This window comes from Brachybacterium sp. JB7, assembly GCF_003335205.1.
Taxonomy (GTDB): Bacteria; Actinomycetota; Actinomycetes; order Actinomycetales; family Dermabacteraceae; genus Brachybacterium; species Brachybacterium alimentarium.
Genome location: NZ_QPGN01000001.1, coordinates 438663 through 465486, shown reverse-complemented (window position 1 = coordinate 465486; position 26824 = coordinate 438663). Strand labels below are relative to the sequence as shown.

18 protein-coding genes, 6 tRNA genes and 1 pseudogene are annotated in these 26824 nt (G+C 69.5%); 18 read left to right on the top strand and 7 right to left on the bottom strand.

Annotated elements, in window-relative coordinates; all coding sequences use genetic code 11:
* Window positions 1–40 precede the first annotated feature (40 nt).
* The 5 genes from treZ to CIK81_RS02040 all read right to left on the bottom strand — a co-directional run bounded on the left by treZ (window position 41) and on the right by CIK81_RS02040 (window position 6948).
* On the bottom strand, window positions 41–1897 hold the full coding sequence (treZ, locus tag CIK81_RS02060) for a malto-oligosyltrehalose trehalohydrolase (protein ID WP_114355305.1): 1857 nt from the start codon (window positions 1895–1897) through the stop codon (window positions 41–43).
* Window positions 1894–4422 carry a malto-oligosyltrehalose synthase gene (gene treY, locus CIK81_RS02055; RefSeq protein ID WP_158541888.1) on the bottom strand — a complete coding sequence of 843 codons (2529 nt, stop codon included), beginning with the start codon at window positions 4420–4422 and terminating at the stop codon, window positions 1894–1896. Before treY ends, treZ begins: the two co-directional genes overlap by 4 nt.
* A gap of 120 nt (window positions 4423–4542) precedes the next feature.
* Window positions 4543–6702 carry a glycogen debranching protein GlgX gene (glgX, locus tag CIK81_RS02050; protein WP_114307255.1) on the bottom strand — a complete coding sequence of 720 codons (2160 nt, stop codon included), beginning with the start codon at window positions 6700–6702 and terminating at the stop codon, window positions 4543–4545.
* 68 nt (window positions 6703–6770) lie between these two features.
* Window positions 6771–6845, bottom strand: a tRNA-Val gene (locus CIK81_RS02045).
* 27 nt (window positions 6846–6872) lie between these two features.
* Window positions 6873–6948: transfer RNA gene (locus CIK81_RS02040), tRNA-Gly, on the bottom strand.
* A gap of 465 nt (window positions 6949–7413) precedes the next feature.
* On the opposite strand from CIK81_RS02040, the gene CIK81_RS02035 reads away from it, so the two are divergent.
* From CIK81_RS02035 to CIK81_RS01960, 16 genes are all read left to right on the top strand, one after another.
* Window positions 7414–7485 (top strand) — tRNA-Val (locus CIK81_RS02035).
* Window positions 7486–7511: 26 nt separating this feature from the next.
* Window positions 7512–7584 (top strand) — tRNA-Gly (locus tag CIK81_RS02030).
* Between the two features lie 64 nt (window positions 7585–7648).
* Window positions 7649–7719 (top strand) — tRNA-Cys (locus CIK81_RS02025).
* Between the two features lie 33 nt (window positions 7720–7752).
* A tRNA-Val gene (locus CIK81_RS02020) sits at window positions 7753–7827 on the top strand.
* Window positions 7828–8024: 197 nt separating this feature from the next.
* A complete protein-coding gene (gene thrS, locus CIK81_RS02015) occupies window positions 8025–10025 on the top strand; it encodes a threonine--tRNA ligase (RefSeq protein WP_114305928.1) in 2001 nt (666 codons plus the stop codon).
* 32 nt (window positions 10026–10057) lie between these two features.
* Entirely contained in the window at window positions 10058–10651 is a 594-nt protein-coding gene (locus tag CIK81_RS02010; protein WP_096164432.1) for an HIT domain-containing protein, read from the top strand.
* A gap of 5 nt (window positions 10652–10656) precedes the next feature.
* The gene (locus tag CIK81_RS02005; protein ID WP_096164364.1) at window positions 10657–11946 is read left to right on the top strand and encodes a PrsW family intramembrane metalloprotease; all 1290 of its coding nucleotides are present in this window, start codon (window positions 10657–10659) and stop codon (window positions 11944–11946) included.
* An 87-nt stretch (window positions 11947–12033) separates the two neighbouring features.
* A complete protein-coding gene (locus CIK81_RS02000) occupies window positions 12034–12798 on the top strand; it encodes a YebC/PmpR family DNA-binding transcriptional regulator (protein WP_096164365.1) in 765 nt (254 codons plus the stop codon).
* A gap of 84 nt (window positions 12799–12882) precedes the next feature.
* A complete protein-coding gene (ruvC, locus tag CIK81_RS01995; RefSeq protein WP_096164366.1) occupies window positions 12883–13473 on the top strand; it encodes a crossover junction endodeoxyribonuclease RuvC in 591 nt (196 codons plus the stop codon).
* Between the two features lie 26 nt (window positions 13474–13499).
* The gene (ruvA, locus tag CIK81_RS01990) at window positions 13500–14108 is read left to right on the top strand and encodes a Holliday junction branch migration protein RuvA (RefSeq protein WP_096164367.1); all 609 of its coding nucleotides are present in this window, start codon (window positions 13500–13502) and stop codon (window positions 14106–14108) included.
* The gene (gene ruvB, locus CIK81_RS01985) at window positions 14105–15196 is read left to right on the top strand and encodes a Holliday junction branch migration DNA helicase RuvB (protein ID WP_096164368.1); all 1092 of its coding nucleotides are present in this window, start codon (window positions 14105–14107) and stop codon (window positions 15194–15196) included. Before ruvA ends, ruvB begins: the two co-directional genes overlap by 4 nt.
* 183 nt (window positions 15197–15379) lie before the next feature.
* Window positions 15380–15760 carry a preprotein translocase subunit YajC gene (yajC, locus tag CIK81_RS01980; RefSeq protein ID WP_241963880.1) on the top strand — a complete coding sequence of 127 codons (381 nt, stop codon included), beginning with the start codon at window positions 15380–15382 and terminating at the stop codon, window positions 15758–15760.
* A gap of 78 nt (window positions 15761–15838) precedes the next feature.
* The gene (gene secD, locus CIK81_RS01975; protein WP_114329247.1) at window positions 15839–17710 is read left to right on the top strand and encodes a protein translocase subunit SecD; all 1872 of its coding nucleotides are present in this window, start codon (window positions 15839–15841) and stop codon (window positions 17708–17710) included.
* A complete protein-coding gene (secF, locus tag CIK81_RS01970) occupies window positions 17707–18789 on the top strand; it encodes a protein translocase subunit SecF (RefSeq protein WP_096164370.1) in 1083 nt (360 codons plus the stop codon). Before secD ends, secF begins: the two co-directional genes overlap by 4 nt.
* A gap of 116 nt (window positions 18790–18905) precedes the next feature.
* The gene (locus CIK81_RS01965) at window positions 18906–19445 is read left to right on the top strand and encodes an adenine phosphoribosyltransferase (RefSeq protein WP_241963879.1); all 540 of its coding nucleotides are present in this window, start codon (window positions 18906–18908) and stop codon (window positions 19443–19445) included.
* A gap of 120 nt (window positions 19446–19565) precedes the next feature.
* Entirely contained in the window at window positions 19566–21998 is a 2433-nt protein-coding gene (locus CIK81_RS01960) for a bifunctional (p)ppGpp synthetase/guanosine-3',5'-bis(diphosphate) 3'-pyrophosphohydrolase (protein ID WP_241963878.1), read from the top strand.
* A 53-nt stretch (window positions 21999–22051) separates the two neighbouring features.
* Here the strand turns inward: CIK81_RS01960 and CIK81_RS01955 are convergent, their stop codons facing one another.
* Both CIK81_RS01955 and CIK81_RS01950 read right to left on the bottom strand, forming a co-directional pair.
* A complete protein-coding gene (locus CIK81_RS01955; protein ID WP_096164373.1) occupies window positions 22052–22738 on the bottom strand; it encodes a hypothetical protein in 687 nt (228 codons plus the stop codon).
* A 131-nt stretch (window positions 22739–22869) separates the two neighbouring features.
* Window positions 22870–24654, bottom strand: coding sequence for a DUF349 domain-containing protein (locus CIK81_RS01950; RefSeq protein ID WP_241963877.1), 1785 nt, complete (start codon window positions 24652–24654; stop codon window positions 22870–22872).
* Between the two features lie 242 nt (window positions 24655–24896).
* Between CIK81_RS01950 and hisS the strand changes: the two genes are divergently transcribed.
* Together hisS and trxA are read left to right on the top strand one after the other, a co-directional pair.
* A complete protein-coding gene (gene hisS, locus CIK81_RS01945; RefSeq protein WP_096164374.1) occupies window positions 24897–26279 on the top strand; it encodes a histidine--tRNA ligase in 1383 nt (460 codons plus the stop codon).
* Between the two features lie 130 nt (window positions 26280–26409).
* Window positions 26410–26802: pseudogene (gene trxA / locus CIK81_RS01940) on the top strand (thioredoxin); the annotation flags it as partial.
* Between the last annotated feature and the right edge of the window lie 22 nt (window positions 26803–26824).

Below are 26824 nucleotides of genomic sequence, written 5' to 3'. Positions count from 1 at the left end.
GGCGGCCCCGGTCGGAGGAGCCGGTGACAGCCGGCTCGTCTCATTCTGCGCGGAGACGGAGGACCGCCGCTCCGGCGTCACTCATCTGGACCCGACCCTCAGGGGAGAGGGACGCGTCGCCGAAGGCCGCGAGGATCCCGTCGGCAGGAGGGCCCGCGGCGAGCGGGCCGGGGCCGCGATGGGCGAGCACACCCAGCCCGCCGCGCCGCAGCAGCACGGACTGCTCCGCGAGCACCTCGACACTCGTGCGGCGCAGATCCGGGTCGGTGAACTCGTCGTGGGTACGGCGCAGTCCGATCAGCTGCCGATACCAGGCCAGGGTGCGGGCGTGATCGCCGATCTCCCGCTCCTCGTGGTGCAGGATCGAGGACTCGAAGGTGGCGACGGACTGCGGGTCCGGCACGGCGTCGCCCCACCCCATCGCGGCGAACTCCTCGATGCGTCCGGCACTGACCAGGGGGCCGAGCTCGTCGTCGTGATCGGAGAAGTACGCGAACGGGGCCGAGGCGGCCCATTCCTCGCCCTGGAACAGCATCGGCGTGCCCGGGCCCAGCAGGATCAGGGCGATCGCGGCCGCGTGCTGCTGGACGGTCAGCGACTGGTGGATCCGGTCGCCGGTGGCACGGTTGCCCACCTGGTCGTGGTCCTGCAGGAAGGTCACGAACGAGTGCGCGTCGTACCGGAGCGAGTCCCGATCGACGGGGGCGCCCCAGACCCGGCCTCGGAACGAGGAGTACGTGCCGGCGTGGAGGAACACGGTCGTGAGGACCGTGGCCAGCGCGTCGGCCGAGCCGAAGTCCTCGTAATAGCCGCCCCGCTCGCCGGTGATCCAGGCGTGCACGCCGTGGTGGACGTCGTCGGCCCACTGCATGTCCATGCCCAGTCCGCCCGCGCTCGTGGGAGTGACGGTGAGCGGGTCGTTGCGGTCGGACTCCGCGATCAGCGTCAGGGGGCGACCGGTCTCGGCCTCCCACGAGGCGACGGCGTCGGAGAACTCGGCGAGCAGATGCGGGGACGACTCGTCGTGCAGCTCATGGACGGCGTCGAGCCGCAGACCGTCCAGGCCGACATCGACCAACCACAGCCGTGCGCTGCCGAGCAGGAAGTCGCGCACCTCGCGGGAGCCGGGCTGGTCGAGGTTCACCGCCTCGCCCCACGGGGTGTGGTGCTGATCGGTGAAGTACGGGCCGAACTTCCCGAGGTAGTTGCCGGAAGGGCCGAGGTGGTTGTGGACCACGTCGAGCAGGACGGCGAGGTCGCGCGCGTGCGCCGCCGCGACGAAGCGAGCCAGGCCCGCCGGGCCGCCGTAGTCGGCGTGGGTGGCGTACAGCCCGACCCCGTCGTACCCCCAGCCGCGGTGCCCGGGGAAGGTCGCGATCGGCATCAGCTCGAGCGCGTCCACGCCGAGCTCCACGAGCTCGTCGAGGCGGTCGATCGCCGAGTCGAAAGTGCCTCCGCGTCCGTGCGGCCCCGGGGTGAAGGTGCCAATATGCAGCTCATAGATCACGCCGCCGCGCAGGCTGCGCCCCTGCCAGGTGGACGGCTCGCGCAGCCCCCGCGGGTCGACGACTTCGCTCTCACCGTGCACTCCGTCGGGCTGGGACAGCGCCCGCGGATCGGGCAGCCAGGGCTCGCCCCCATCGAGCCGGAACGCATATCGGGCGCCGGGCACCGCCGGGACACCCGGCAGTTCGAACCAGCCGCCGGGAGCCGGCCGCATCGGTTGCTCGACCCCGTCGATCCGGACCGTCACGGAGCCGGCCAGGGGAGCCCACACCTCGTAGCGGTCGTACGCGCGGACGAATCGGGAATCATGGTTCGGGTTCGGGTTCGGGTTCGGGTTCGGGTTCGGGTTCGGGAACCGGTCCGGCTCCTGACGTCGCGCTGGGTCGATCATCGGTGGTCCTCCTCGGCTCCGGAGCGCTCGAGAGCCTCCGGCCGGACGAGCAGGGCGACGGGCCACGTGGTGAGCAGCTCGTCGAGCGACACCATCCCTCCCTCGACCTCGATCCCGCTGAGCAGGTCACACCAGCGACCCTCCGGCAGGGCAGCACGAGCATCAGCCCATCCGCCGCGCTGGGCGAGACCGTGGGCCAGCCGGGTGACGACGGTGACCGCCTCGACCTCGCCCTCACCCACGGCACGTCCGAACGCCACGGCATGCCCCGTGGTCGTGGGCAGAGGACGATAGTCGGCCTCGCGCCCCTGGAACAGGTCGGGACGATCCCGGCGCAGCACCAGCGCGCAGCGAGTCAGCCAGAGCTTCTCGTCCCCGAGGCCGTCGGGACCGGCGCCCTCGAGCATCCGGGACAGACGCTCCGCGTGGCGGGCATGATCGACAGGGCGACGGTTGTCCGGGTCCACCAGCGACAGGTCGATGGTCTCGTTGCCCTGGTAGACGTCCGGCACCCCGGGCATCGTCAGCTGGATCAGCTTCTGTCCGAGGATGGCCGTGCGCTGGGCCGGTAGCGTGCGACGGGTCCACTCGCCGAGCAGCTGCGCCACCTCCTCCGACCGCAGAGCGGCCCGACCCAGCTCGAGCACCTGCTCCTCGTACTCGGTGTCCTGATCCGTCCAGGTGGTGTGGGTCTTCGCCTCGCGCATGGCCTTGAGCAGATACCCCTCCAGTCGCTGCACCGAGATCCGCGGGCAGTCGGCGCCGGGCAGCTCCCAGCACGACGCCAGGATCTGCCACAGCAGCAGTTCCATCGCGCCGTCGACCCGGTCTCCGCGCGAGACCGCCGTGACGCGCTGGAGGTCCTGCACCAGCACGGCCCACTCCAGCGGCTGCTCGGTGAGGACGGCGAGGCGCGCACGCACGTCCTCGCTGCGCTTGGTGTCATGGGTGGACAGGGTGGTCATGGCATCGGGGTGGGTGCGCCGAATCTCCAGCGCATGGTCGTGGAGGTCGTCGGGCTCGACCCCGATCCGCTCCGGGTCGGAGCCCACCTCGTTGACCGCGACGAACCGCGTGTACCGGTAGAAGGCCGTGTCCTCGAGCCCTTTCGCGTGCACCGGGCCGCAGGTCTGGGCGAAGCGCACGATGACCTCCGCGCGCTGTGCGCTCGCCGTACGGCCCGCGCTGCCCACTTCGTCCCCGCACACCAGAGCCACCACGGTCTCCATGGTCGAGACGACGTCCTCGTCGTCCCCGAGCGCCTCACGGGCCCGGGCAGCGGCCTGCTCGATGACGGCCCGCTCCGATCCCGGGGCCGGTTCGCCGGGCACGATGTATGCGCGGTAGCGGTCCATCGCTCCCAGCAGTGCGCGCAGCACCTTCTGGATGTTGCGCCGGGTGGTGTCGCGCAGGCGGATGTCCTCCTGGCAGATGTGGTGGATCAGGGTGGTCAGGCGCTCGAGCTCCGCCCAGAGGCTGGTCGAGACGATCTGCTCGGTGGACTCGGCGGCGACCTCCGAGAACGGCCGCAGATCACCGGTGCGCCGCTGCCACAGATGGGTCAGGCCGAGGGCCCCGTGCGGATCATGGAACAGGCCGCCCACGCGCCGCAGGGCGTCGTAGCCGGTGGTCCCCGCGCAGGCGAAGTCCCCGGGCAGGTGCTCGTCGCCCTCGAGGATCTTCTCCACCACGGTCCAGGCCCCCGCGGTGGCGTGCTCGAGATCGCGCAGGTAACCGCGCGGATCGGTGAGGCCGTCGGGGTGGTCGATCCGATAGCCGTCGATCACGCCCTCCCCCTGCAGCCGCAGCAGGGTGGCATGGGTCGCCTCGAAGACGTGGGGGAGCTCGACGCGGATCGCAGCGAGCGTGTCCACGTCGAAGAACCTGCGGTAATTCAGCTCGTCGTCGGAGACCTTCCAATAGGCCAGGCGGTACCACTGGTGATTCAGCAGGTCCGCAAGTCCCAGATGCTGGGTGCCGGCAGCGACGGGGAGGACGTGATCGAAGTACCGCACCACGGTCTCCTCGACGGTGGTGCCGTCGGCCTGAGGGATCTTCTCGACCCCCATCTCGATCTCCTCGTCGGCCAGGACGGCGCCGATCGGCCGGCCGAGCACCGGCACGAGGATCGATCGTGCGGAGGACGGATCGATGTCGAACCAGTCGGCGAAGGGGGAGTCCGGACCATCGCGCAGAACGGACCACAGGGGACGGTTGTGCCAGATGGGCGTGGGAATCGCCATGTGGTTGGGCACCACGTCGACGATCAGACCCATGCCGTGGTCGTGGGCGGCCGCGGCGAGCCGGCGCAGTGCGTCCTCCCCGCCGATCTCCCTGCTGATGCGCGTGTGGTCGACGACGTCGTACCCGTGGGTCGAGCCCGGTGCGGCCTGCAGGACGGGGGAGCAGAACACGTGGCCCACCCCGAGCCGGGCCAGGTAGGGGACCAGGGCGGCAGCGTCGTCCGCGGTGAAGTCGGCGTGCAGCTGCAGACGGTACGTCGACGTCGGGACACTGCGGGCCATCGAGCCGGCGCCGTTGCGGCCAGAGGCCGTGGGACGGGCCGACGGGGCAGCAGTGGGATCAGGCATGGCCATGGGGTGCTCTCCTTCGCGCCGGTCGTGCCTCCCGCCGGAGGCGCGGCGTCAGGCGCGGGTGGTCGGTTCGTGGTCCTCGCCGGCGGGTTCGTCGTCGGACATCGGCGGGCGCAGGAGGACCAGCAGCGAGTGCGAGGGGCGGGTGACCGACTGTCCGGCTGTGAGGGTCTCCCCGAGCTCCATGGTGGTCCCGGTGCCGAGGGTCACGGTCCAGCTCTCGCCGTGGTCGGCGGGAGGGAGCGTGAACTCGACGTCGTTGCCGGAGGCGTTGAACAGCAGCAGTGCGGAGTCATCGACGATGCGTTCCCCGCGCAGCGTGGGCTCGGGGATCGCGGAGCCGTTGAGGAACATGATCAGGCACTTGTTCTCGGCCGATTCCCAGTCCTCCGCGGTCATCAGAGTGCCGTCGGTGCCGATCCACTCCACGTCGGCGAGCGGGGAACCGGCGTCCTCACGGACCACGCCCTGCAGGAAGCGGCGTCGGCGGAAGATCGGGTGCTTCTGGCGCAGGGCGATCATCTGCTGGGTGAACCAGAGCATGTCCATCTGGTCGGTGTCCAGCTCCCAGTGCATCCACGCGGTCTCGTTGTCCTGGCAGTAGGTGTTGTTGTTGCCTCCCTGGGTGCGGCCCATCTCGTCGCCGTGCAGGATCATGGGCACGCCCTGGCTCACCAGCAGGGTCGCCATGAGGTTCTTGGCCCGGCGCAGGCGCAGGGCGCGCACCTCGGGATCCTCGCTCGGGCCCTCGACACCGGAGTTCCAGGAACGGTTGTGGCTCTCGCCGTCGCGGCCGTCCTCCCCGTTGTCCTCGTTGTGGCGTTCGTTGTAGGAGACGAGGTCACGCATCGTGAAGCCGTCGTGCGCGGTGACGAAGTTGATCGAGGCGATCGGGGTGCGGCCGGTGTGCTGGTAGAGGTCCGAGCTGCCGGCAAGACGGGAGGTGAAGTCGCCGAGCACGCCGGGCTCGGAGCGGTGGAAGTCGCGGACGGTGTCGCGGTAGTGCCCGTTCCACTCCGACCACAGGGGCGGGAAGCCTCCCACCTGGTAGCCGCCCTCGCCGAGATCCCAGGGCTCGGCGATCAGCTTGACCTGCGAGATGATCGGATCCTGCTGGATGATGTCGAAGAACGCGGAGAGCCGGTCCACCTCGTGCAGCTCGCGTGCGAGGGTCGAGGCGAGATCGAAGCGGAACCCGTCCACGTGCATCTCGGTGATCCAGTAGCGCAGCGAGTCCATGATCAGCTGCAGCACGTGCGGGGTGCGCATGAGCAGCGAGTTCCCGGTGCCGGTGGTGTCGTAGTAGTGCGCCCTGTCCTCCTCGACGAGCCGGTAGTACGAGGAGTTGTCGATCCCGCGGAAGCAGAGCGTGGGGCCCATGTGGTTGCCCTCGGCGGTGTGGTTGTAGACGACATCGAGGATGACCTCGATATCGGCCTCATGGAGGTTCTTCACCATCTGCTTGAACTCCTGGACCTGCTGCCCGGTGTCCCCGCCATAGGCGTATTCGTTGTGCGGCGCGAAGAAGCCGATCGTGTTGTAGCCCCAGTAGTTGCGCATCCCCTTCTCGACGAGGTGCCCGTCCTGCACGAACTGGTGGACCGGCATCAGCTCGACCGCCGTGACCCCGAGCTCCTTGAGATGGTCGATGATCGCGGGATGTCCCATGGCCACGTAGGTCCCGCGGATGCCGTCGTCGATGTCCGGATGCAGCATCGTCAGACCCTTGACGTGCGCCTCGTAGATCACGGTGTCGTGGTACTCGTGCGCCGGCGGATGGTCGTTGCCCCAGTCGAAGAACGGGGAGACCACCACCGAGTGCATGGTGTGCGCGGCCGAGTCCTCCTCGTGGCGCTGCTCCGGGTCCTCGAAGCTGTAGCTGTACAGCGACCGGTGGTTGCTCGCCATCCCCGCGATCGCCTTCGCGTAGGGGTCCAGGAGCAGCTTCGAGGGGTCGCAGCGATGCCCCGCAGCGGGGTCGAAGGGACCATGGATCCGGTACCCGTAGCGCTGTCCGGGCTGCACGGAGGGCACGTAGACGTGCCAGACGTACGCGTCGACCTCGGTGATCTCCACGGCCCGTTCGGTGCCGTCCTCGGCGAGGAGGCACAGCTCCACGCGTTCTGCGACCTCCGAGAACAGGGCGAAGTTGGTCCCGGAGCCGTCGAACGTGGCACCGAGGGGGTAGGACTGACCGGTCCAGATCTGCATGGGCCCACAGTAGCCGTGGCCCGCGCCCGGACAGCACAGAACCCCCGGTCATGGACCGGGGGTTCTCGTGGTGGGCGATACTGGGATCGAACCAGTGACCTCTTCCGTGTCAGGGAAGCGCGCTACCGCTGCGCCAATCGCCCGTGCATCCGAAGACGCGGGGGAGGGAGTGGAGCGGACGACCGGATTCGAACCGGCGACCCTCACCTTGGCAAGGTGATGCTCTACCAACTGAGCTACGTCCGCAGGTCAGCGGGGCTGACGGATCAGTACTTTATGCGTCCCTCGGGCACGGCGCAAATGCTGATGGCCTGCAGTGTCAGAGGTCACGCAGGGTGGGGCGCGGCGTGCAGGGTGCGGCGGTCGGGCGGCGTCGGGCAGGTAGCGAACAGAGGTGCGCAGACTGCGAAACCTGGTGGGCTCGCCTCGCTCGCTCGCTCGCTCGCTCGCTCGCGGGTCAGGGGCGAGGCATGGAGAGGGTGGGAGGGGACGGAAGTGGCCGGACAGCGGTTGAGGTGGTCAGGAAGGAACAGGAGGGGTCGGGAGGGGTCGGGAGGGGCTGGCGAGAGGCTTGGGGGCGGGTGGCGCTCGGCACGCCGCGGTGCGGCGCGATGTAGGTCACGTCGGAAGTGGTCATCGAGCCCGATGGACCTCATGTAAGCTTCTTCGAGTCCGCTCGGGAGAGTGGATGTCGAGGGTGGAAGCACCTTCGGGCGATTGGCGCAGGGGTAGCGCGCTTCCTTCACACGGAAGAGGTCACTGGTTCGATCCCAGTATCGCCCACGGCGGAGTCCTCGGACTGTCGCCATGCGGACGTAGCTCAGTTGGTAGAGCATCACCTTGCCAAGGTGAGGGTCGCCGGTTCGAATCCGGTCGTCCGCTCCGGGAGCGGCGCACTCGACGTCACGTCGGGAGCGCCGTTTCACGTAGATGCGAGAGCATCTGCGGTGGGTTGGCCGAGAGGCGAGGCAACGGCCTGCAAAGCCGTGTACACGGGTTCGAATCCCGTACCCACCTCGACGGTGTCGAGTGCTTGCACAGATGCCGCCCGGGCGATTGGCGCAGCGGTAGCGCGCTTCCCTGACACGGAAGAGGTCACTGGTTCGATCCCAGTATCGCCCACCAGCACGCAGGGCCCCGGTCTCGGACCGGGGCCCTGCGCCATGTCCGGGCCGCTCTCCGAGCGCGACGCCCGTGAGCACTGAGCGCTCTGCCCGTGACCATTCGGGCACTCGGCTCGTGGGCAGAGCTCCTCGACCGATACCATCGCCCGTGGAGCCGGCATCGTCGGCCGGCTCGACCCGACATCAAGGAGCATCCCTGTGGCCCAGATCGCCATCACCCTCGACGGTTCCCCCCACCAGCTCGAGGAAGGGACCACGGGCGCCGAGCTGTTCGCGGACGACACCTCGATCATCGCCCTGCGCCTCGACGGCGAGCTGCGTGACCTCCACACCCCGCTCATCGCGGGCCAGCAGGTCGAAGGGGTGACGATCTCCAGTGAGGACGGTCTGTCGATCCTCCGCCACAGCGCCGCGCACGTCCTGGCCCAGGCGGTGCAGAAGACGAATCCGGAGGCGAAGCTCGGGATCGGACCGCCCATCACCGACGGCTTCTACTACGACTTCGACGTCGCCGAGCCCTTCACCCCCGAGGCCCTGAAGGCGCTCGAGAAGGAGATGGGCCGCATCGTGAAGGCCGGCCAGCGTTTCGTGCGCCGCGACATCAGCGACGACGCCGCCCGCGCGGAGGAGGCCGAGGAGCCGTACAAGCTCGAGCTGATCGGCCTGAAGTCCACGGCCGGGGATGCCGCCGAGGGCGCGAGCGTCGAGGTCGGCGAGGGCGGCCTGACCATGTACGACAACGTCGACAAGAAGGGCGAGGTCGTCTGGACCGACCTGTGCCGCGGCCCGCACCTGCCCAGCACGAGGCTGATCGGCAACGGCTTCGCTCTGACCCGCTCGGCCGCCGCCTACTGGCGCGGCAGCGAGAAGAACCCGATGCTGCAGCGCGTGTACGGCACGGCCTGGCCCACCAAGGAGGAGCTGCGCGCCCACCAGGAGCGCATCGCCGAGGCAGAGCGCCGCGACCATCGCCGCCTCGGCAGCGAGCTGGACCTGTTCTCCTTCCCCGACGAGATCGGGTCCGGGCTGCCGGTGTTCCACCCCAAGGGCGCCATGATCAAGATGGAGATGGAGGACTACTCGCGCCGTCGCCACGTCGAGGCCGGCTACTCCTTCGTCTCCACCCCGCACATCACGAAGAAGAACCTCTTCGAGACCTCGAAGCACCTGGAGTGGTACGCGGAGGGCATGTACCCTCCGATGCACGTGGACGAGGAGCGCGACGAGGACGGCAACGTCACCCGTCAGGGCCAGGACTACTACCTCAAGCCCATGAACTGCCCGATGCACAACCTCGTCTACAGCTCGCGCGGCCGCTCGTACCGTGAGCTGCCGCTGCGGCTGTTCGAGTTCGGCAGCGTGTACCGCTACGAGAAGTCCGGTGTCGTGCACGGCCTGACCCGCGCCCGCGGATTCACCCAGGACGACGCGCACATCTACACGACCCGCGAGCAGATGCGCGAGGAGATCGCGGGCACCCTGGACTTCGTCCTGGGCCTGCTCAAGGACTACGGGCTGGACGACTTCTACCTCGAGCTGTCCACCCGTGACCCCGAGAAGTCCGTCGGCGACGAGGCGACCTGGGACGAGGCGACGGCCACCCTCGAGGAGGTCGCCACGGCTTCCGGCCTCGACCTGGTGCCGGACCCGGGCGGCGCCGCCTTCTACGGCCCCAAGATCTCCGTGCAGGCGAAGGACGCCATCGGCCGCACCTGGCAGCTCTCGACGATCCAGCTGGACTTCTTCGAACCGGAGCTGTTCGAGCTCGAGTACACGGCGTCCGACGGATCGCGCCAGCGCCCGGTGATGATCCATCGTGCGCTCTTCGGCTCCATCGAGCGCTTCTTCGGCGTGCTGCTCGAGCACTACGCCGGAGCATTCCCGGTGTGGCTCGCCCCGGTGCAGGTGGTCGGCATCCCGGTCGCCGCCGACTACGTCCCGTATCTCGAGGAGATCGCCGCGAAGCTCCGCGCCCACGGCATCCGCGTCGAGGTGGACTCCTCGGACGACCGCATGCAGAAGAAGATCCGCACGCACACCAAGGAGAAGGTGCCCTTCCTGCTCATCGCCGGCGGCGAGGACCAGGCCAACGGCGCGGTCTCCTTCCGTCTGCGTGACGGCAGCCAGGACAACGGCATCGACGTGGACACCGCTGTGCAGCGCATCGTGGACGCCGTGAAGGACAAGGTGCAGGTGTGAGCGATCGGCTCTCCGGCGAGGAGCGGTCCACGATGGACGGCTCCTCGCCCCCGACGGTCGAGGACGCCCGCAGCTTCGCGGGCGTCCCCGACGGCACCGAGCGCCTGTGGACTCCGCACCGCATGGCCTACATCGGCGGGGAGAACAAGCCGTCGGACCCGGATGACGGTGAGCAGTGCCCGTTCTGCTCGGCGCAGCACCGCACCGACGAGGACGCTCTGATCGTCCATCGCGGCCGGGTGGCGTACGTGATCCTGAACCTATACCCGTACAACGCGGGACATCTGCTGGTCTGCCCCTACCGCCACGTCGCGGACTACACGGAGCTCACTGACGACGAGGTGCGCGAGGTCGCCGAGCTGACGCGCACCGCCATGCGGGTGATCCGTCAGGTCTCCGCACCGGCCGGCTTCAACCTGGGCATGAACCAGGGGCCGGTCGCGGGCGCGGGGATCGCAGCGCATCTGCACCAGCACGTGGTGCCGCGCTGGATGGGGGACGCGAACTTCCTGCCCATCGTCGGGCGCACCAAGGCCGTGCCGATCCTCCTGGCGGACACCCGTCGGCTGTACGCCGAGGCCTGGCCCGAGGCCTGGCCCGAGGACGACGGAAGCGGCGGGAGCTGATCTCGATGAGCACCCTCGGAGCGTCGTCACCTCCGGACGTGAGCGTGCCCGCAGCCGCGCCCGATGGGTACGGCTACGACGTCGGCCGCCCCGACCCTCGAGGCCCTGGCAGCATGGGCCAGGCGCTGCCGCCACGCCCGCGCCGTCGGCGCCCGTGGGTCCGCTGGGCCCTGTTCGCGCTGTCCTTCCTGGCGCTGGCCGGGGGAGCGGTGCTGATCTACCTCTTCGTGATCCTTCCGCTCGGCTTCGGCACCTCGCTGGTCGCGTTCACCGCGGCGCTCGTGCCCGTCGCGATCGTCTTCAGCGCGGTCTGGTGGATCGACCGCTACACGCCCCAGCCGCGCATCTCCCTGATCTACGCCTTCATCTGGGGCGCGGTGGGCTCGGTCGCTCTGGCCTTCGTGATCGGAGGCCCGTTCACGAGCTGGATCTCCCCGAGCGAGCCCAGCGAGATCACCGCGTCGTTCCTCGGTGCGGTGGTCCAGGCACCGATCATCGAGGAGAGCATGAAGTCCGCGGGCCTGATCGGCCTGCTGATCTGGGGCCGTCGCTACATCGCCGGCCCGATCGACGGCGTCGTCTACGCAGCGCTCATCGGCGGCGGGTTCGCCTTCACCGAGAACATCCTCTACTTCGGCAACTCCTTCCACCAGGCGCAGGCGGCCGGCGAGGTCGACACGTTCTGGCAGACCTTCATGCTGCGCGGGCTGCTCTCGCCCTTCGCCCACGTCTCGTTCACCTCCCTGTGCGGACTGGGCCTCGGCATCGCCGCCGAGCGCCGTTCCCTGATGCTGTACTTCGGCCTCGGCATCGGCGGACTGTCCCTGGGCATGATCCTGCACGCGGTGTGGAACGGCTCGGCCTTCTTCCTGCCGGTGGATCCGGAGAATCCGATCGGCGGGTTCCTGCGCTACTACCTGACCATCCAGGTGCCGATCTTCGTGCTCCTCGCCGCGATCGTGCTCTTCCTGCGTCTGCGCGAGCGTCGTATCCTGCGCCGTCGTCTCTCGGAGTACGGCCGGGCCGGCTGGTTCGCCCCGTCAGAGGTGGACATGCTGGTCGCAATGGGCCGGCGCCGTCGGGCGGAGCACTGGGCCGGCCGCCATGGGGCCATCGCCCGGATGGCGATGCGCTCCCTGATCCGCGCCGCGATCGAGCTGGGGATGCAACGGCACAGCGCGATGCACGGAAAGGTCACCGCGCGCACACGTCAGCGCGAACGCGAGCTGCTGGAGCGGATCACAGCGGATCGCCGCCTGATCGGCTCCCTCACCGCGCCGGTGGTGCGTCGCTGAGACGGCTCCGACCGCGGCTGTGCGCAGGTGCCACTAGGATGGGTCAGCAGTGCGCCGGCGTCCGGCGCGTATGTCGGGAGGAGAAAGATGGCAGGGCATTCCAAGTGGGCGACCACGAAGCACAAGAAGGCCGTCATCGATGCCAAGCGTGCTAAGGCGTTCGCCAAGCTCGTCAAGAACATCGAGGTCGCGGCCCGCATGGGTGGGCCCGACCCCGCTGGCAACCCGACGCTCTACGACGCCATCCAGAAGGCGAAGAAGACGTCCGTGCCCAACGACAACATCGACCGCGCCGTCAAGCGCGGCGGAGGGCTGGACGGTGGAGGCGTCGACTACGAGACGCTGATGTACGAGGGCTATGCCCCCGGCGGCGTCGCCGTGCTGGTCGAATGCCTCACCGACAACAAGAACCGCGCCGTCTCGGAGGTCCGTCTCGCCTTCAACCGTGGCGGCGGCAACATGGCCGACTCCGGATCGGTGGCCTACCTGTTCGAGCGCAAGGGCGTGGTGACCGTCCCTCAGGAGGACCTCACCGAGGACGCCCTGCTCGAGGTGGTCCTCGACGCAGGCGCCGAGGAGATCAACGACGAGGGCGAGACCTTCGAGATCATCTCCGAGGCGACCGACGTCGTGGCCGTGCGCACCGCATTGCAGGAGGCGGACATCGAGTACGACAGCGCCGAGGCGCAGTTCGTGCCCACCATGCGCACCCCGGTCGACCTGGACGGTGCCCGCAAGGCGCTCCGTCTGATCGATGCCCTCGAGGACAACGACGACGTGCAGAACGTCTACTCGAACCTCGACATCCCCGACGACGTCGCAGCCCAGCTCGACGAAGACGACGACGAATGACCTGTGCGCCCGTCGACCCCGCATCGGGGACGACGGGCGCCGCCTGCCGACCATGATCGTTCCGCGCACCTCGGGGAGGGCAGGATGAGCCTGAGGATCCTCGGCATCGACCCCGGCCTGACCCGCTGCGGGATCGGCGTGATCGATGCCGCCGGAGGGCGACGGGCCACGCTCGTGCACGCCGGCGTGGTCCGCTCGCCGAGCGACGCACCGATCGACCGGAGGCTGCTCGCGATCGCCCGGGGGATCCGGGCGGCGATCGAGGAGTACGGACCCGATGCGGTCGCCGTGGAGAGAGTGTTCAGCCAGAACAACATCTCCACGGTCATGGGGACCGCACAGGTCTCCGGGATCGCGCTGCTCGAGGCCGCCGAGCGCGGGATCCCCACGGCGATGCACACACCCTCCGAGGTGAAGGCCGCGGTGACCGGCAGCGGCCGGGCCGACAAGAAGCAGATCCAGACGATGCTGGTGAAGCTCCTGGGACTGGAGGCGCCGCCACAGCCCGCGGATGCCGCCGATGCCGTCGCGATCGCCCTGACCCAGCTGTGGCGGGGGCCGGGCCCGGTCGCTCTGGATTCCACGGGCGGAGCGCGCACGAGCGCACAGGCGGTGTGGGCCCGGGCGGAGCGGGAGTCCCGACGCGCCCGAGAGCGTTCCACCTCCCGCCACTGATCGAACACTCGTTCTAGAGTGGGGCCGTGATCGCAACCCTGACCGGGCGAGTGGCCCGCATCGACCTCGACGCCCTCGTGCTCGAGGTGGCCGGCATCGGCTACCTCGTACGCACCACGCCCCAGGCTCTCGCCTCGACGCGCCACGGCGCGGAGCTGACCCTGCACACGGAGCTCGTGGTGCGGGAGGACTCCCTGACCCTGTTCGGGTTCCCCCACCCCGACGAGGCCGAGACCTTCCGCATCGTGCAGTCCGTCTCCGGGATCGGCCCCCGCACCGCCCTCGCCGTCCTCGCCGTGCTCGAGCCCGAGGAGCTGCGCCGCGCCGTGGCCGAGCAGGACGCCAAGACCATCACCCGGACCCCGGGCATCGGCCCCAAGGTCGCCAACCGGATGCTGCTCGAGCTCGGCGGGAAGCTGCCGGCTCCGGTGTCCGCCGCACCGGTCACCGGCGAGGAGCCCGCAGCGGCGCCCGCCGGTGTCGACGCGGACGTGGTGATCGCGCTGGTGGGCCTGGGCTGGGGCGAGAAGGCGGCCGTCGCCGCCGTGGAGGACGCTCGCGGGAGCGACGACGGGACTCCGGATGCCGCCGAGCTCCTGCGTCGCGCCCTGCGCCACCTCGGGGGCAGTCGATGAGGCCCGACGGGATCGAGGACCTCGACGGCTCGGCCGCCGAGCACGACGAGGACGGTTCGCCATCGCTCACGAGCGCCGAGCAGGCGCCGCCCGAGCGTCCCGCGGAAGCGGCCCTGCGCCCGCGCGGGCTCGCGGAGTTCGTCGGCCAGCAGGTGGTGCGCGACCAGCTCTCACTGGTGCTCGATGCCGCCACGGCGCGCGGGCGGAGCCCGGAGCACGTGCTGCTGTCGGGCCCACCAGGCCTGGGCAAGACCACGCTCGCGATGATCATCGCCGCTGAGCTGGGAGCACCGCTGCGCATCACCTCCGGGCCGGCCATCCAGCACGCCGGCGACCTCGCCGCGATCCTCTCCTCGCTCGACGAGGGGGAGGTGCTCTTCATCGACGAAATCCATCGTCTCGCGCGCCCGGCGGAGGAGATGCTCTATATCGCGATGGAGGACTTCCGCGTCGATGTCGTGGTGGGCAAGGGGGTGGGGGCCACCTCGATCCCGCTGGACCTGCCGCCGTTCACCGCCGTCGGCGCGACCACTCGAGCCGGTCTGCTCCCGGCGCCGCTGCGCGACCGATTCGGTTTCATCGGCCACCTCGATTTCTATGCGCCCGAGGAGCTGCGCGAGGTCGTCCGCCGCTCTGCGGCCAGGCTCGAGATCGAGGTGGACGAGGAGGCAGCGGTCGAGATCTCCACCCGATCCCGCGGCACCCCCCGTATCGCGAACCGGCTCCTGCGACGCGTGCGGGACTGGGCTCTGGTGCGAGGCAGCGGCAAGCTGGATCTCGCGGCGGCCCGGGAGGCGCTGCGCGTCTACGAGGTCGACGCCCGCGGACTGGACCGGCTCGACCGTGCCGTGCTGGCCGCCCTGTGCGGCCGTTTCGCCGGTGGGCCGGTGGGCCTGTCCACCCTGGCGGTCGCGGTGGGGGAGGAGATCGAGACGGTCGAGACCATGATCGAGCCCTATCTCGTGCGCGAGGGGTTCCTCCTGCGCACTCCGCGCGGTCGAGCGGCAGCGCCAGCCGCGTGGACCCATCTCGGCCTCGAGGCTCCCGAGGGGCCGGAGGGCACCGCCCCGATGCTGGGACGTTTCTGAGATGTCTCGCCCGTCCCGCGCCGCTGCTGTGTCCGGACCGGCATGTTCTGCAGGCCATGAAGCGGTCGCTCGGCTGTGAGGCGTGCGCGCCCATGGCAGGTACAGTAAGGCGGTCAGTCGTCCGCGGCAGCGCGACCGGATGCCTCTGCATCCGAGCATCCGCTGTTCGCCGAAAGGAACCCCGTGAATTCACTCCTGCCGCTCCTGCTCATATTCGCGGTCATGATGTTGCCCCTGCTGTTCATGTCGAGCCGTCAGAAAAAGGCGCAGCAGAAGCAGCGTGAGCTCGTCAACCAGCTCGGCGTCGGTGACGAGGTCCGCACGCATTCCGGCTTCTACGGTCTGATCGTCGAGACCTACGAGGACGTCGTGATCCTCGAGTCCGAGGACGGCAGCCAGACCAAGTGGGCCCGTCAGGCGATCGCCATGGGCGTGGATCCGGTCAGCGCCGAGGAGGCCTCCGCCCCGCAGGACGAGAACGACTCCGTCTCTGACGAGGGCTCGATCCCCGGTGTCACCGTGGCCGAGGAGTCCACCCGGCCCGAGGATTCGCGCGACCGCTGAGACAGGGGCGGGATCGACCCCGCCCCGCTGAGCCGCCGCTCATCCTGAACTGTCCGCCGTCCTGAGGAATACTCGCCCATGCCCGCACGTCGCATCGCCCTCCTGGCCCTCGCGGTGCTGATCCTGCTGCTGGGCGGCGGGATCGGTGCCGGAGTCTGGAAGGGCGGCTGGCAGCCAGCACCCAAGCTCGCCCTCGATCTCGAGGGCGGCACCCAGATCATCCTGCAGACCACCACCCGGGACGGGTCGGCGATCGACGCCGCGGCGATGGAGCAGGCGCGCGAGATCATCGGGCAGCGAGTGAACGCCATGGGCGTCTCGGAGACCGAGATCAGCGTCCAGGGCGGCACCAACATCGTGATCGATGTCCCCGGACAGCTCGATCAGAAGACCTCCGAGGCGCTGCGGCAGACGGCCTCGATGTCGTTCCGTCCGGTGCTGGGCATCGTCGCCCCGGAAGGCTCCGGCGGAGCGTCCGATGAGGGCGGTGCCTCCGACGGAGGAGCAGAGGAGGGGGAGGAGACCTCCTCGTCCGAGCCGGATCCCTCGCAGCTCCAGTTCGAGGGTCTGCTGAGCGAGGACTCTTCGCTCGCTCCAGCCGACGCTCCGGCCGACGGCGAGCTCCAGTTCCCCGCGTGGTCGATGGAATGGATGACCCCGGAGATCCAGACAGAGCTCATGGAGGCCGACTGCACGGATCCGAGCGCTCAGCAGGAGAAGACCTCCGAGGCTCCCGCGGACGAGCCGGTCGTGGCCTGCGACCCGGAGGGCACGCAGAAGTTCCTGCTCGGCCCCGAAGTCGTCGCCGGCTCCTCGATCGCCGGCTCGAGCGTCGCGGCCGACGTGAACCCCGGCGGCCAGTCCACCGGCTACTACGTCGTGAACATGCAGTTCAAGAAGGACGCCACGAAGTCGTTCGGCGACATGACCTCTGCGCTGTACGGCGGCGAGGGCGCGACCGGCGCGTTCGGCATCGTGCTGGACGGGCAGGTCATCTCCGCTCCCGAGGTGCAGGATCCCTCCCTCGGCGGCGAAGCCAGCATCTCGGGCAACTTCTCCCAGGAGGACGCCAGCCAGCTCTCCGATCAGCTGCGCTTCGGTGCGCTGCCCCTCGAGTTCGAGGTCGCCTCCGAATCGCAGATCTCGGCGACTCTGGGCACGGACCAGCTCGAGATGGGACTGATCGCCGGCCTCATCGGCCTCGCCCTGGTCGTCGCCTATGCGTTCGCCCAGTACCGGGCACTGGCGAGCGTGACCACCGCGAGCCTCGCGATCATGGGTCTGCTCACCTATCTCACGCTCACCGTCCTGTCGAACATCCCCGACATCGGCTACCGCCTGTCGCTGGCCGGTGTGGTGGGCATGATCGTGGCCATCGCGTTCACCGCGGACTCCTTCATCGTCTACTTCGAGCGCGTGCGTGACGAGATACGCGACGGACGCGGGATCGTGGCCGCCGTCGACCACGGCTGGGATCGCGCCAAGCGCACCATCCTCGCGTCGGACTCGGTCAACCTCCTGGCGGCGGTCGTGCTCTACGCACTGTCCACCGGCAGCGTGCGCGGCTTCGCGTTCGTCCTCGGCGTGACCACGGTGCTCGATCTCGTCGTGGTCTTCCTGTTCACCCACCCCGTGCTGCAGGTGCTCGTCCGCACCCGGTTCTTCGGCAAGGGGCACCCCTGGAGCGGGCTCGACCCGGCGATGCTGGGCCGTTCGGTCCCGTCCTACGCCGGCCGTGGCCGTTTCCGTTCGCTCGCCGAGCGCGGGGACGAGGACGAGGAGACTGCTCGCGAGCCGCTGGCCGCTCGCAAGGCCCGGCTCGCGCGGGAAGCCGCCGAGCGCGAGCGGACGGGATCGCCCTCGACGCCTGCACCGGAGGCGAGGCGCACCTCGTCGGGCGCGGACGCCACCGACACCACGGATGACGACTCCGAAGGGACGAGCCGATGACCGCGACCTTCTCCCGCTTCGGCAATGACCTGCACGCAGGCCGCCGCACCGTCCCGATCGTGCGACGCCGCCGCACCTGGTACCTGTTCAGCCTCATCGCGGTCGTGCTGCTGCTCGGCATCGCGGGCGTGCGCGGCCCGAACCTCGGCATCGAGTTCACCGGAGGGTCGGAGTTCCAGGTCGCCGGTGTCGCGGACACCGAGCAGTCCACAGCTCGCGACATCGTGCGCGAGCAGCTCCCGGACAACGAGCCGAAGGTGACCGTGCTCGGACGCGACACCATGCGGGTCCAGACCGAGCAGCTCGACTCCGGGGAGACCGCTGCCCTCGCCGAGGAGCTCGCCTCCGGCTACGGGGTGGACACCGACGCCGTCTCGACCTCGTACATCGGCCCGGTGTGGAGCGGCGACATCACCCAGAAGATGCTGCGTGGCGTGCTGGTCTTCCTGCTGCTGGTCGCCGCCACCATGGCGCTGTACTTCCGCAACCTCAAGGCCTCGCTCGCGGCCATGGGCGCCCTGATCCACGACATGCTGATCACCGCCGGGGTCTACGGCGTGGTGGGTCTGGAGATCACCCCGGGCACCGTGATCGGCTTCCTCACGGTGATGGGGTACTCGCTCTACGACACGATCGTCGTGTTCGACAAGGTCCGCGAGAATACCGCAGATCTCACCAGCCAGACGCGTGCCACCTTCGCGGACCAGGTCGAGCTCGCGGCGAACCAGACCCTCGTGCGATCGATCAACACCTCCGTGGTGGCGCTGCTGCCGGTCGGCTCGATCCTCGCGATCGGCTCCTTCTTGCTCGGTGCCGGCACACTGAAGGACATCTCGCTCGCGCTGTTCATCGGCATCATCGCCGGCACCTACTCCTCGATCTTCCTGGCGCCGGGAATCCTCGTGGATCTGCGTCGCCGTGAGCCGGAGATCGCACAGCACGGGGAGCAGGTGCTGCAGGCCCGCCGCAGCGGCGGCGAGAGCGGTGTGGCCGGAGACCGTGCGGTGAACAGGTCCGACGGCGAGCTCGAGGGCACCGCTGCTCGCGGCGCCGCAGAATCGAACGGGGAACGCCGATGAGCACGTCCGAGTCCCCGCAGACCTCGACGGACTCGTCGACGTCGACGTCCACCTCCATGGCTACGGCAGCGTCTACGCCTACGCCTACGCCTGCGGCAGCGTCCATGCCCGAGGACATGCCCTCCGTCGAGGAGATCAGGGCGCTGCGGACGTCCCACATCGCCGAGTACCCAGATTTCCCGGTGCCCGGAGTGCTCTTCCGAGACATCACCCCGCTGCTGCGCGATCATGCTGCGCTGCGCGCCGTCATCCGCCACTGGATCTCCCTGCTGCCCGGCGATATCGAGTACGTGGTGGGGACGGAGGCCCGCGGTTTCGTGCTCGGCGCTCCGCTCGCCTACGAGCTCGGGGCCGGGTTCATCCCGGTGAGGAAGGCAGGGAAGCTGCCGGGCACTCCGGCGTCCGTCAGCTACGACCTCGAGTACGGCAGCGCCGTCGTCGAGATCGCGGAGGGATCCCTTCCGGCCGGCGCACGCACCCTCGTCATCGATGATCTGCTGGCCACCGGAGGGACCGCGGCGGCCACGGTCGAGCTCGTCCGGCAGTTCGACGTGGACCTGGTGGGCGCCTCCTTCCTCATCGAGCTGGAGGGCCTCGGCGGGCGCGACAAGCTGCCGGATATCCCGCTCAGCGTGGTCTGGTCCTTCCCGAACTGATCCCCGTCCGTCGAGGCGCGCTGCGTCGGCCCGGTGACGCCCAGCAGCACCCGCTGGATGCTCGTCCTCCAGGTGGTGACCCCCGCGTAGACTGGGATGACCCGACGCAGGAGGTGTGCAGTGCAGGATCAGCCAGCATCCGAATCCGCTGGGGACGGCACCCCCGCGCCGCGCTCCGCCCCGAGCGTCCCCGCGCCGAAGCCAACGCCGAAGCCCGGATCCACGGCCGCTCGGTCGACGACCCCGGGTCCGCGCAAGCCGCGCTCGCGTCTGTCCTTCTTCTCGTCGCGCTCCGGCACAGCCACCGATCCGCTGCTCGCACCGCTGCTGGAGACCATGTCTGCGGTCAGCCCCAAGGAGAGCCTCTCCCTGGTCCAGAGGGCCTACTCGGTCGCCGAGCGGGCCCATCGTGGACAGTCCCGCAGAAGCGGTGACCCCTACATCACGCACCCGGTCTCGGTGGCGACCATCCTCGCGGAGCTCGGCTCTCCGGCCGATGTCGTCGCCGCAGCGCTGCTGCATGACACCGTCGAGGACACCGACTACTCGCTGGAGCGACTGCGCTCCGAGTTCGGGGACGTCATCGCCGTGATGGTGGACGGCGTCACCAAGCTCGACAAGGTCACCTACGGCGAGGCGGCCCAGGCCGAGACCGTCCGCAAGATGATCGTGGCGATGAGTCGCGACGTGCGGGTGCTCCTGATCAAGCTCGCGGACCGCCTCCACAACGCTCGGACCTGGAAATACGTCCCCGCCGCCTCCGCCGAGCGCAAGGCGAAGGAGACCCTGGAGATCTATGCGCCGCTCGCGCACAGACTGGGTCTGAACACGATGAAGTGGGAGCTCGAGGACCGGTCCTTCCAGGTGCTGTATCCCAAGGTCTACGAGGAGATCGTGGCGCTCGTGGCGCAGCATGCCCCGGCGCGCGACCAGTACCTCAAGCTGGTCTCCTCGAAGATCCAGGAGGATCTGAAGAAGGCGCGGATCAAGGCCGAGGTCACCGGGCGCCCGAAGCATTACTACTCGATCTACCAGAAGATGATCGTGCGCGGCCGCGACTTCGCCGACATCTATGACCTCGTCGGGGTGCGCGTCCTGGTGGATTCCGTGCGCGACTGCTACGGCGTGCTGGGAACCCTGCACGCTCGGTGGTCGCCGGTGCAGGGACGCTTCAAGGACTACATCGCTCTGCCGAAGTTCAACCTCTATCAGTCGCTGCACACCACTGTCATCGGCCCTACCGGCAAACCGGTGGAGGTGCAGATCCGTACCAAGGAGATGCACCGACGGGCCGAGTACGGCGTCGCGGCGCACTGGAAGTACAAGGCGATGGGATCGGGAGCCGGCGAGGGCGAGTCCAAGGCCGTCAGCAGCGAGGCCACCTGGCTGCGCCAGCTCATGGACTGGCAGAAGGAGACCACCGACTCCGGTGAGTTCCTGGACTCCCTGCGGTTCGAGATCAACACGCAGGAGGTCTACGTCTTCACCCCCAAGGGCGACGTGCTGGCACTTCCGCAGGGCTCGACCCCGGTCGATTTCGCCTATTCGGTCCACACCGAGGTGGGCCACCGCACGATCGGCGCTCGGGTGAACGGCCGGCTGGTCTCGCTCGAGTCCGCGCTGTCCACCGGCGACGTGGTGGAGGTGTTCACCTCGAAGTCGCCCGACGCCGGCCCCAGCCGCGATTGGCTCGGCTTCGTGAAGTCGCCGCGGGCGCGCAGCAAGATCCGGCACTGGTTCTCCAAGGAGCGGCGGGAGGAGGCCCTCGAGCGCGGCAAGGACGATCTGGCCAAGGCGTTGCGTCGCCAGGACCTGCCGATGCGTCGCCTGCTCACCCACGACACCCTCGCCACCGTGGCCACTGACCTCAACCTCTCCTCGGTCGATGCGCTGTACACCTCGATCGGAGAGGGCCATACCGGTGCCCAGCATGTCGTCGAGAAGCTGCGAGCCGTGTTCGGGGGCTCGGACGGTGCTGCAGAGGACCTCGCGGAGATCACCCTGCCCTCGCGGGCACGGTCGCGCCCGAACCGCTCCACGCGACACACCTCGGAGACCGATCAGGGCGTCATCGTCGACGGGCACAGCGATCTCTGGGTCAAGCTCGCCAAGTGCTGTGCTCCCGTGCCGGGGGACCCGATCGTCGGCTTCATCACCCGCGGCTCCGGCATCTCCGTGCACCACACCAGCTGCTCGAACGCGATACAGCTGCAGGAGCAGCAGCCCGATCGCATCGTCGACGTGGCCTGGTCCGGGAGGCACAGCGCCGCCTACCTCGTGCACATCAAGGTCGAGGCTCTCGATCGGCCGCGACTGCTCACCGATCTGGCGCTGGTCATCTCCGAGCAGCAGGTGAACCTGCACTCGGCCTCGGCGCAGTCGAACACCGATCGTCTGGCCACGACCTTCTTCTCCTTCGAGCTCGCCGACCCCTCGCATCTGCAGTCCGTCCTCGGCCAGGTGCGCCGGGTCGAAGGTGTCTACGACGTCTACCGCGTGACAGCGGACGGCAAGGCCGTCGATTCCGCAGCGCCGCTCACCACCGTCCCCTGAGCTCTCCGGCCGCGAAGGAGACGCGCACACGTCACCGCGAACAGGACCGCGCGTCACGCCGCCCTCGGCGCCTCGTGCAGCAGCTCGTCGATCCTTGCCCGGGCGGCGCCGACCCCGGGATATCGATCCAGGCCTGCGAGATGCCATCGGATGGAGCTCACGCTCACGTAGCCGCCCTCCACGAGGCGTCGCAATGACGGCCTCGCCACAGGGTCCGGCGCGAAGCGCAGCAGATCCGCGGCAGTGCGCAGCGGGCTCGTCACCGGAGCGCCGCCGATCGTCTCGACCTCCCGCGGATGCAGGCGCGCGGTGCGGACCGTGGCTCCCGGGATCGAGCCCCGATGGGCGGGGGAGAGCAGCTCCGCGCGCTCCGGCGGGTCCCCACCGAGGAACACCCATGCTGCGGACGGCCCGGCGACCACGTGGTGGGACTGCAGACGTTCGCCCACGGCACACCCCAGGGCCAGAGCACGCTGCACTGCTGACCCGAGCAGATCCGGTGGCACGAAGATGCCCGGCAGCAGACGCACCATGAGCCGATCCTGGACCATGCCCCAGGTCGTCGGGTTCTCCTCCCAGCGTTCGAGCCCGTCGGCCAGGGGTACGGCGAGCTCGGCCGCATGGTGCGACCACGGTGCGCAGGGGGCGGCGTACGGCCCCGCGGGCGTGCTCACCGGAGCCGCGGAGGTGGCGGCCGACCGCAGCGCGTGCGCCCTCTGCGACCACCTCGGCTCCGTCATGGGTCGACTCTGGCTGGTCGGGGACCGAGCGGCAAACGCCCCGCCTGTCGCTGTGGACAGACGGGGCGGTGGAGGAAGGGTCACGCCCTCAGGCGCTCCTCCTGCGGAGGGCGACCTCGGACGGGCCGGAGTCAGCCGAGGTCGCGTGCGGAGCGCTCGATGACCGCCAGCCACTCCTTGCGGGCCTCGAGAGCGGTCTCCGCCTCGGCGATCTTCTTCGGGTCGCCACCGGCGCGAGCCGACTCCAGCGCGTCCTCGTACGACGCGATCGCGGAGTGGAGCTGCGAGGAGGCGCCTTCGACGCGGGCCTTGGTGCGAGGGTCCGTGCGCCGCCATTCGTCCTGCTCGGCGTTCTTCACCGAGCGTTCGACGCTGCGCAGACGGTCATCGATCCGGCGCATGTCCGCGCGCGGAACCTTGCCCGCCTCCTCCCAGCGATCCTGGACGGAGCGCAGGGTCGCCTTCGCGGCGTCGAGGTCCTTCGACGGGTCGATCGCCTCGGCCTCGACCAGAAGGGCCTCCTTGGCCTCGAGGTTCGCGCGCTGTTCGGCCTCGGTCTCGTGGAGATCGGCGTTGCGGGCGGTGAAGAACGTGTCCTGGGCGGCCTTGAACCGCTTCCACTGCGCGTCGTCCTTCTTCCGGCTGCCGCGCGGTGCGGCGCGCCACTGGGCCATCAGGTCCTTGTAGGCACGCACCGTGGGCCCCCAGTCGGTGGAGTGCTGCATCTCCTCGGCGCGGGCGATCAGCTCCTCCTTGATCGCGGCGGCCTCGGTGTGCTTCTCGTCGAGCTGCGAGAAGAACTGCTTGCGCATGCGATCGAACTTCGCCCGGGCTGCGGAGAGCCGCTTCCACAGGGCCTCCTCGGTGGGGCGATCCAACGAGATGTCCTCGGACTGCATCGTCTTCCAGGTCGGGACCATCTGACGCATGGTCTCTCCGGCGCTCTTCCACGAGAGCTGTTCGGGATCGGTCGCCACCAGCGCCTCGATGGACTCGACGAACTCGGTGCGCCGCTGCACGGCGCCGGCGCGCTCCTCGGTGCGCTTCGCCTCCAGCGCCCGGATCTTCTCCTTGGCGTTCTCCCGAAGCTCGTTCGCACGTGCTCGCAGAGCCGGGATGTCGCCGACGACCTTCGGCTCCTTCATGTTCTTGCGCAGGTTCTCCAGCAGACGGTTGAGCTCGTTCTGCGTGTGCTCGGGCGCGTTGAGCGTGGTCTGCGTGAGATCGAGGAAGGCGACGAGATCGAGGTAGCCGCGGGCGAAGGGCTCGAGGGCCTTGTCGTGGTCCGATTCCGCGGTCGTGCCGATGGTGCGCACCTGGGTGCCGTCCTGGACGGTCACCGTGCCGTCCTCGGCGACGGTGCCGAACGCCTTGGCGGCGGCGACCTTCTCCGGGTCGTACTCGGTGGCCGGCGGGGCCACCGGCAGCAGCGCGGCGGACGGCTTCTTCGCCGCGAGCGCCGCGGGGGAGGGGACAGGAGGCCGCGCGCTGCCGGGGGTCGGTCCTGGCCGCGGTGCGGCCGACGGCTTCGCGACAGGCTCGGACGCGCTCTCTGAGGCGGCGGCTTCTGCCTGGCCGTCCACGGTGGCGGGGGCCTGTGCGGCGGCCTCAGCGGCGGAGATCTCCGCCGACGCGGGGGCCGCCTCGACCGCAGGAGCCTCGTCGGCGTCGGGCGCGTCCGCAGGTGCGTCCTGAGGAGTCGTGGCCTCCGCAGCTGCCGGGGCGTCATCGGCACCCGGGGCATCGCCGGAAACCGGGGCGTCCGGAGTCTCCGAGACCTCCTCGGATGCGGTGGCGGGTGCGGCGGCGGGAGCAGTGGCGGGTGCCGCCTCGGACGCGGTGGACTGGTCGACCTGCTGATCAGTGGTCTGATCATCGGTGGACGACGCGGGGACGGGAGTCTCGGACTCGCTCACGATTGAGCTCCTTCGAAAGGATCCGCTGCAGGGCGGGATACTGCCGCACGTACGGCGGCCGGGCGGGCACATGATGACGCCCCGGGCATCGGAGCGCATCACCTCCGGGAACTCTACCGTGATGCGTGCGTGCGGAACGCCTCGTCCGGGGTCCGTCTCCCGCGCACGGCTGCGGTGGTGGGGATGCGCGATACTGGAGCCGCGCCGCCCAGGCCGACGACCCCGAGAAGGATGTGCACTCCATGGCCAAGACCGCGAAGACCTCACGACTGTCCGGATTCCCCGAGTGGCTGCCGGCCGAGCGTCTCGTCGAGCAGCATGTGATCGACGTGTTCCGCGAGGTCGCCGAGCTCCACGGGTTCTCCGGCATCGAGACGCGCGCGGTCGAGCCCCTCGAACAGCTCCTGCGCAAGGGCGAGATCGACAAGGAGGTGTACGTCCTGCGCCGCCTGCACGCCGAGGAGGGAGCGGACGACTCCGGCGCCGATGCGTCCCGCACCCTCGGCCTCCACTTCGACCTCACGGTCCCGCTGGCCCGGTACGTGCTCGAGCACCAGAACGACCTGGTCTTCCCGCTGCGCCGCTTCCAGATCCAGAAGGTGTGGCGCGGCGAGCGCCCCCAGGTCGGGCGCTTCCGCGAGTTCTACCAGGCCGATCTCGACGTCATCGGGCAGGACTCCCTGCCCGGCCACGTCGAGGCCGAGGTCGCGATCGTGATGGCCGAGATCCTCGACCGCCTGCCGCTGCCGGCGTTCACCATCCACGCCAACACCCGACGCCTCTCGGAGGGCTTCTTCCGGTCCATCGGACTCGAGGACCACGCAGCGGTGCTGCGGAACCTGGACAAGCTGCCCAAGATCGGTCCGGACAAGGTCCGAGAGCTGCTGCTCTCCGACGCCGGGGCGAGTGAGGAGCAGGCGCAGGCATGCCTGGACTTCGCGTCGATCCGCACTCGCGACGCCTCCTTCGCCGAGCGGGTGCGAGAGCTCGGAGGGTCCGGGGAGATGGTCGAGCAGGGCATCGCCGAGCTCACCGCCGTCCTGGAGCGCGTCGAGGCAGCCGTGCCCGGCGTGATCCTCGCCGATCTCTCGATCGCCCGCGGACTGGACTACTACACGGGCACCGTCTTCGAGACCTTCGTCGCCGGCCACGAGGCCCTCGGCTCGGTGTGCTCCGGCGGACGATACGACTCGCTGGCCGCCGACAACCGCCACACCTACCCGGGCGTCGGGCTCTCCATCGGCTTGTCGCGCCTGGTCTCTCGCATGCTCTCCGCCGACCTCGCGCGGCCCGCGCGCGCGGTGCCGACGTGCGTGCTGGTCTCCGTCACGGACGAGGAGCACCGTCCCGCGAGCGATGCCGTCGCTCGCGCCCTGCGCGGCCGAGGGATCTCCTGCGAGGTGGCACCGACGGCGGCGAAGTTCGGCAAGCAGATCCGCTATGCGGATCGTCGCGGGATCCCCTTCGTCTGGTTCCCGGGAGCAGACGGGAGCGACGACGAGGTCAAGGACATCCGCACCGGTGAGCAGGTCGTCGCCGACTCCGCCGGGTGGGAGCCGCCTGCCGAGGATCGCTGCGTGCAGATCCTCGCGGGACAGGCCGGGGGAGAAGGCGGACGAGCCTGACGTGGGCTCGACGGCTGAGCCCTTGCCCGTCATCGCCACCTCTGCGTGGCGAGGTCGGCCGCTGCGCTGAGCTCGGCGACTGCGGATGAGCTGAGTCACATCGCAGCGCCATGGGAATGATCAGCGGCGTTCCGGCGTTCCAGCAGTCATGGCTACCGTCACCCTGACCTCAGAGAACCACGACACGACCGTCGAGGACGGCATCGTTCTGATCGACTTCTGGGCGGGCTGGTGCGTGCCGTGCCAGCGCTTCGCCCCCATCTTCGAGGAGTCCTCGGAGACCCACGAGGACGTCACCTTCGCCAAGGTCGACACCGAGGACCAGCAGCAGCTGGCGATGCGCTACGGCGTCACCTCGATTCCGACCCTGGTCGCCTACCGCGAGGGCATCCCGGTGTTCTCGCAGGCCGGCGCCCTCCCGCAGTCCGCTCTCGAGGATCTCATCGGCCAGGTGAAGAACCTGGACATGGACGAGGTCCGCAAGGCGTACGCGGAGAGCAAGGACGCCGAGCAGCAGGCCTGATCACGTCCGGCGGGAACCCGAG

Coding starts and splice junctions, on each gene's coding strand:
- treY (WP_158541888.1), bottom strand. CDS start 4,422: ATGGCCCGCAGTGTCCCGACGTCGACGTACCGTCTGCAGCTGCACGCC.
- CIK81_RS02005 (WP_096164364.1), top strand. CDS start 10,657: ATGAGCACCCTCGGAGCGTCGTCACCTCCGGACGTGAGCGTGCCCGCA.
- CIK81_RS02000 (WP_096164365.1), top strand. CDS start 12,034: ATGGCAGGGCATTCCAAGTGGGCGACCACGAAGCACAAGAAGGCCGTC.
- secD (WP_114329247.1), top strand. CDS start 15,839: ATGCCCGCACGTCGCATCGCCCTCCTGGCCCTCGCGGTGCTGATCCTG.
- CIK81_RS01965 (WP_241963879.1), top strand. CDS start 18,906: ATGCCCTCCGTCGAGGAGATCAGGGCGCTGCGGACGTCCCACATCGCC.
- glgX (WP_114307255.1), bottom strand. CDS start 6,702: ATGCAGATCTGGACCGGTCAGTCCTACCCCCTCGGTGCCACGTTCGAC.
- ruvB (WP_096164368.1), top strand. CDS start 14,105: ATGAGGCCCGACGGGATCGAGGACCTCGACGGCTCGGCCGCCGAGCAC.
- CIK81_RS01955 (WP_096164373.1), bottom strand. CDS start 22,738: ATGACGGAGCCGAGGTGGTCGCAGAGGGCGCACGCGCTGCGGTCGGCC.
- hisS (WP_096164374.1), top strand. CDS start 24,897: ATGGCCAAGACCGCGAAGACCTCACGACTGTCCGGATTCCCCGAGTGG.
- CIK81_RS02010 (WP_096164432.1), top strand. CDS start 10,058: ATGGACGGCTCCTCGCCCCCGACGGTCGAGGACGCCCGCAGCTTCGCG.
- ruvC (WP_096164366.1), top strand. CDS start 12,883: ATGAGCCTGAGGATCCTCGGCATCGACCCCGGCCTGACCCGCTGCGGG.
- treZ (WP_114355305.1), bottom strand. CDS start 1,897: ATGATCGACCCAGCGCGACGTCAGGAGCCGGACCGGTTCCCGAACCCG.
- secF (WP_096164370.1), top strand. CDS start 17,707: ATGACCGCGACCTTCTCCCGCTTCGGCAATGACCTGCACGCAGGCCGC.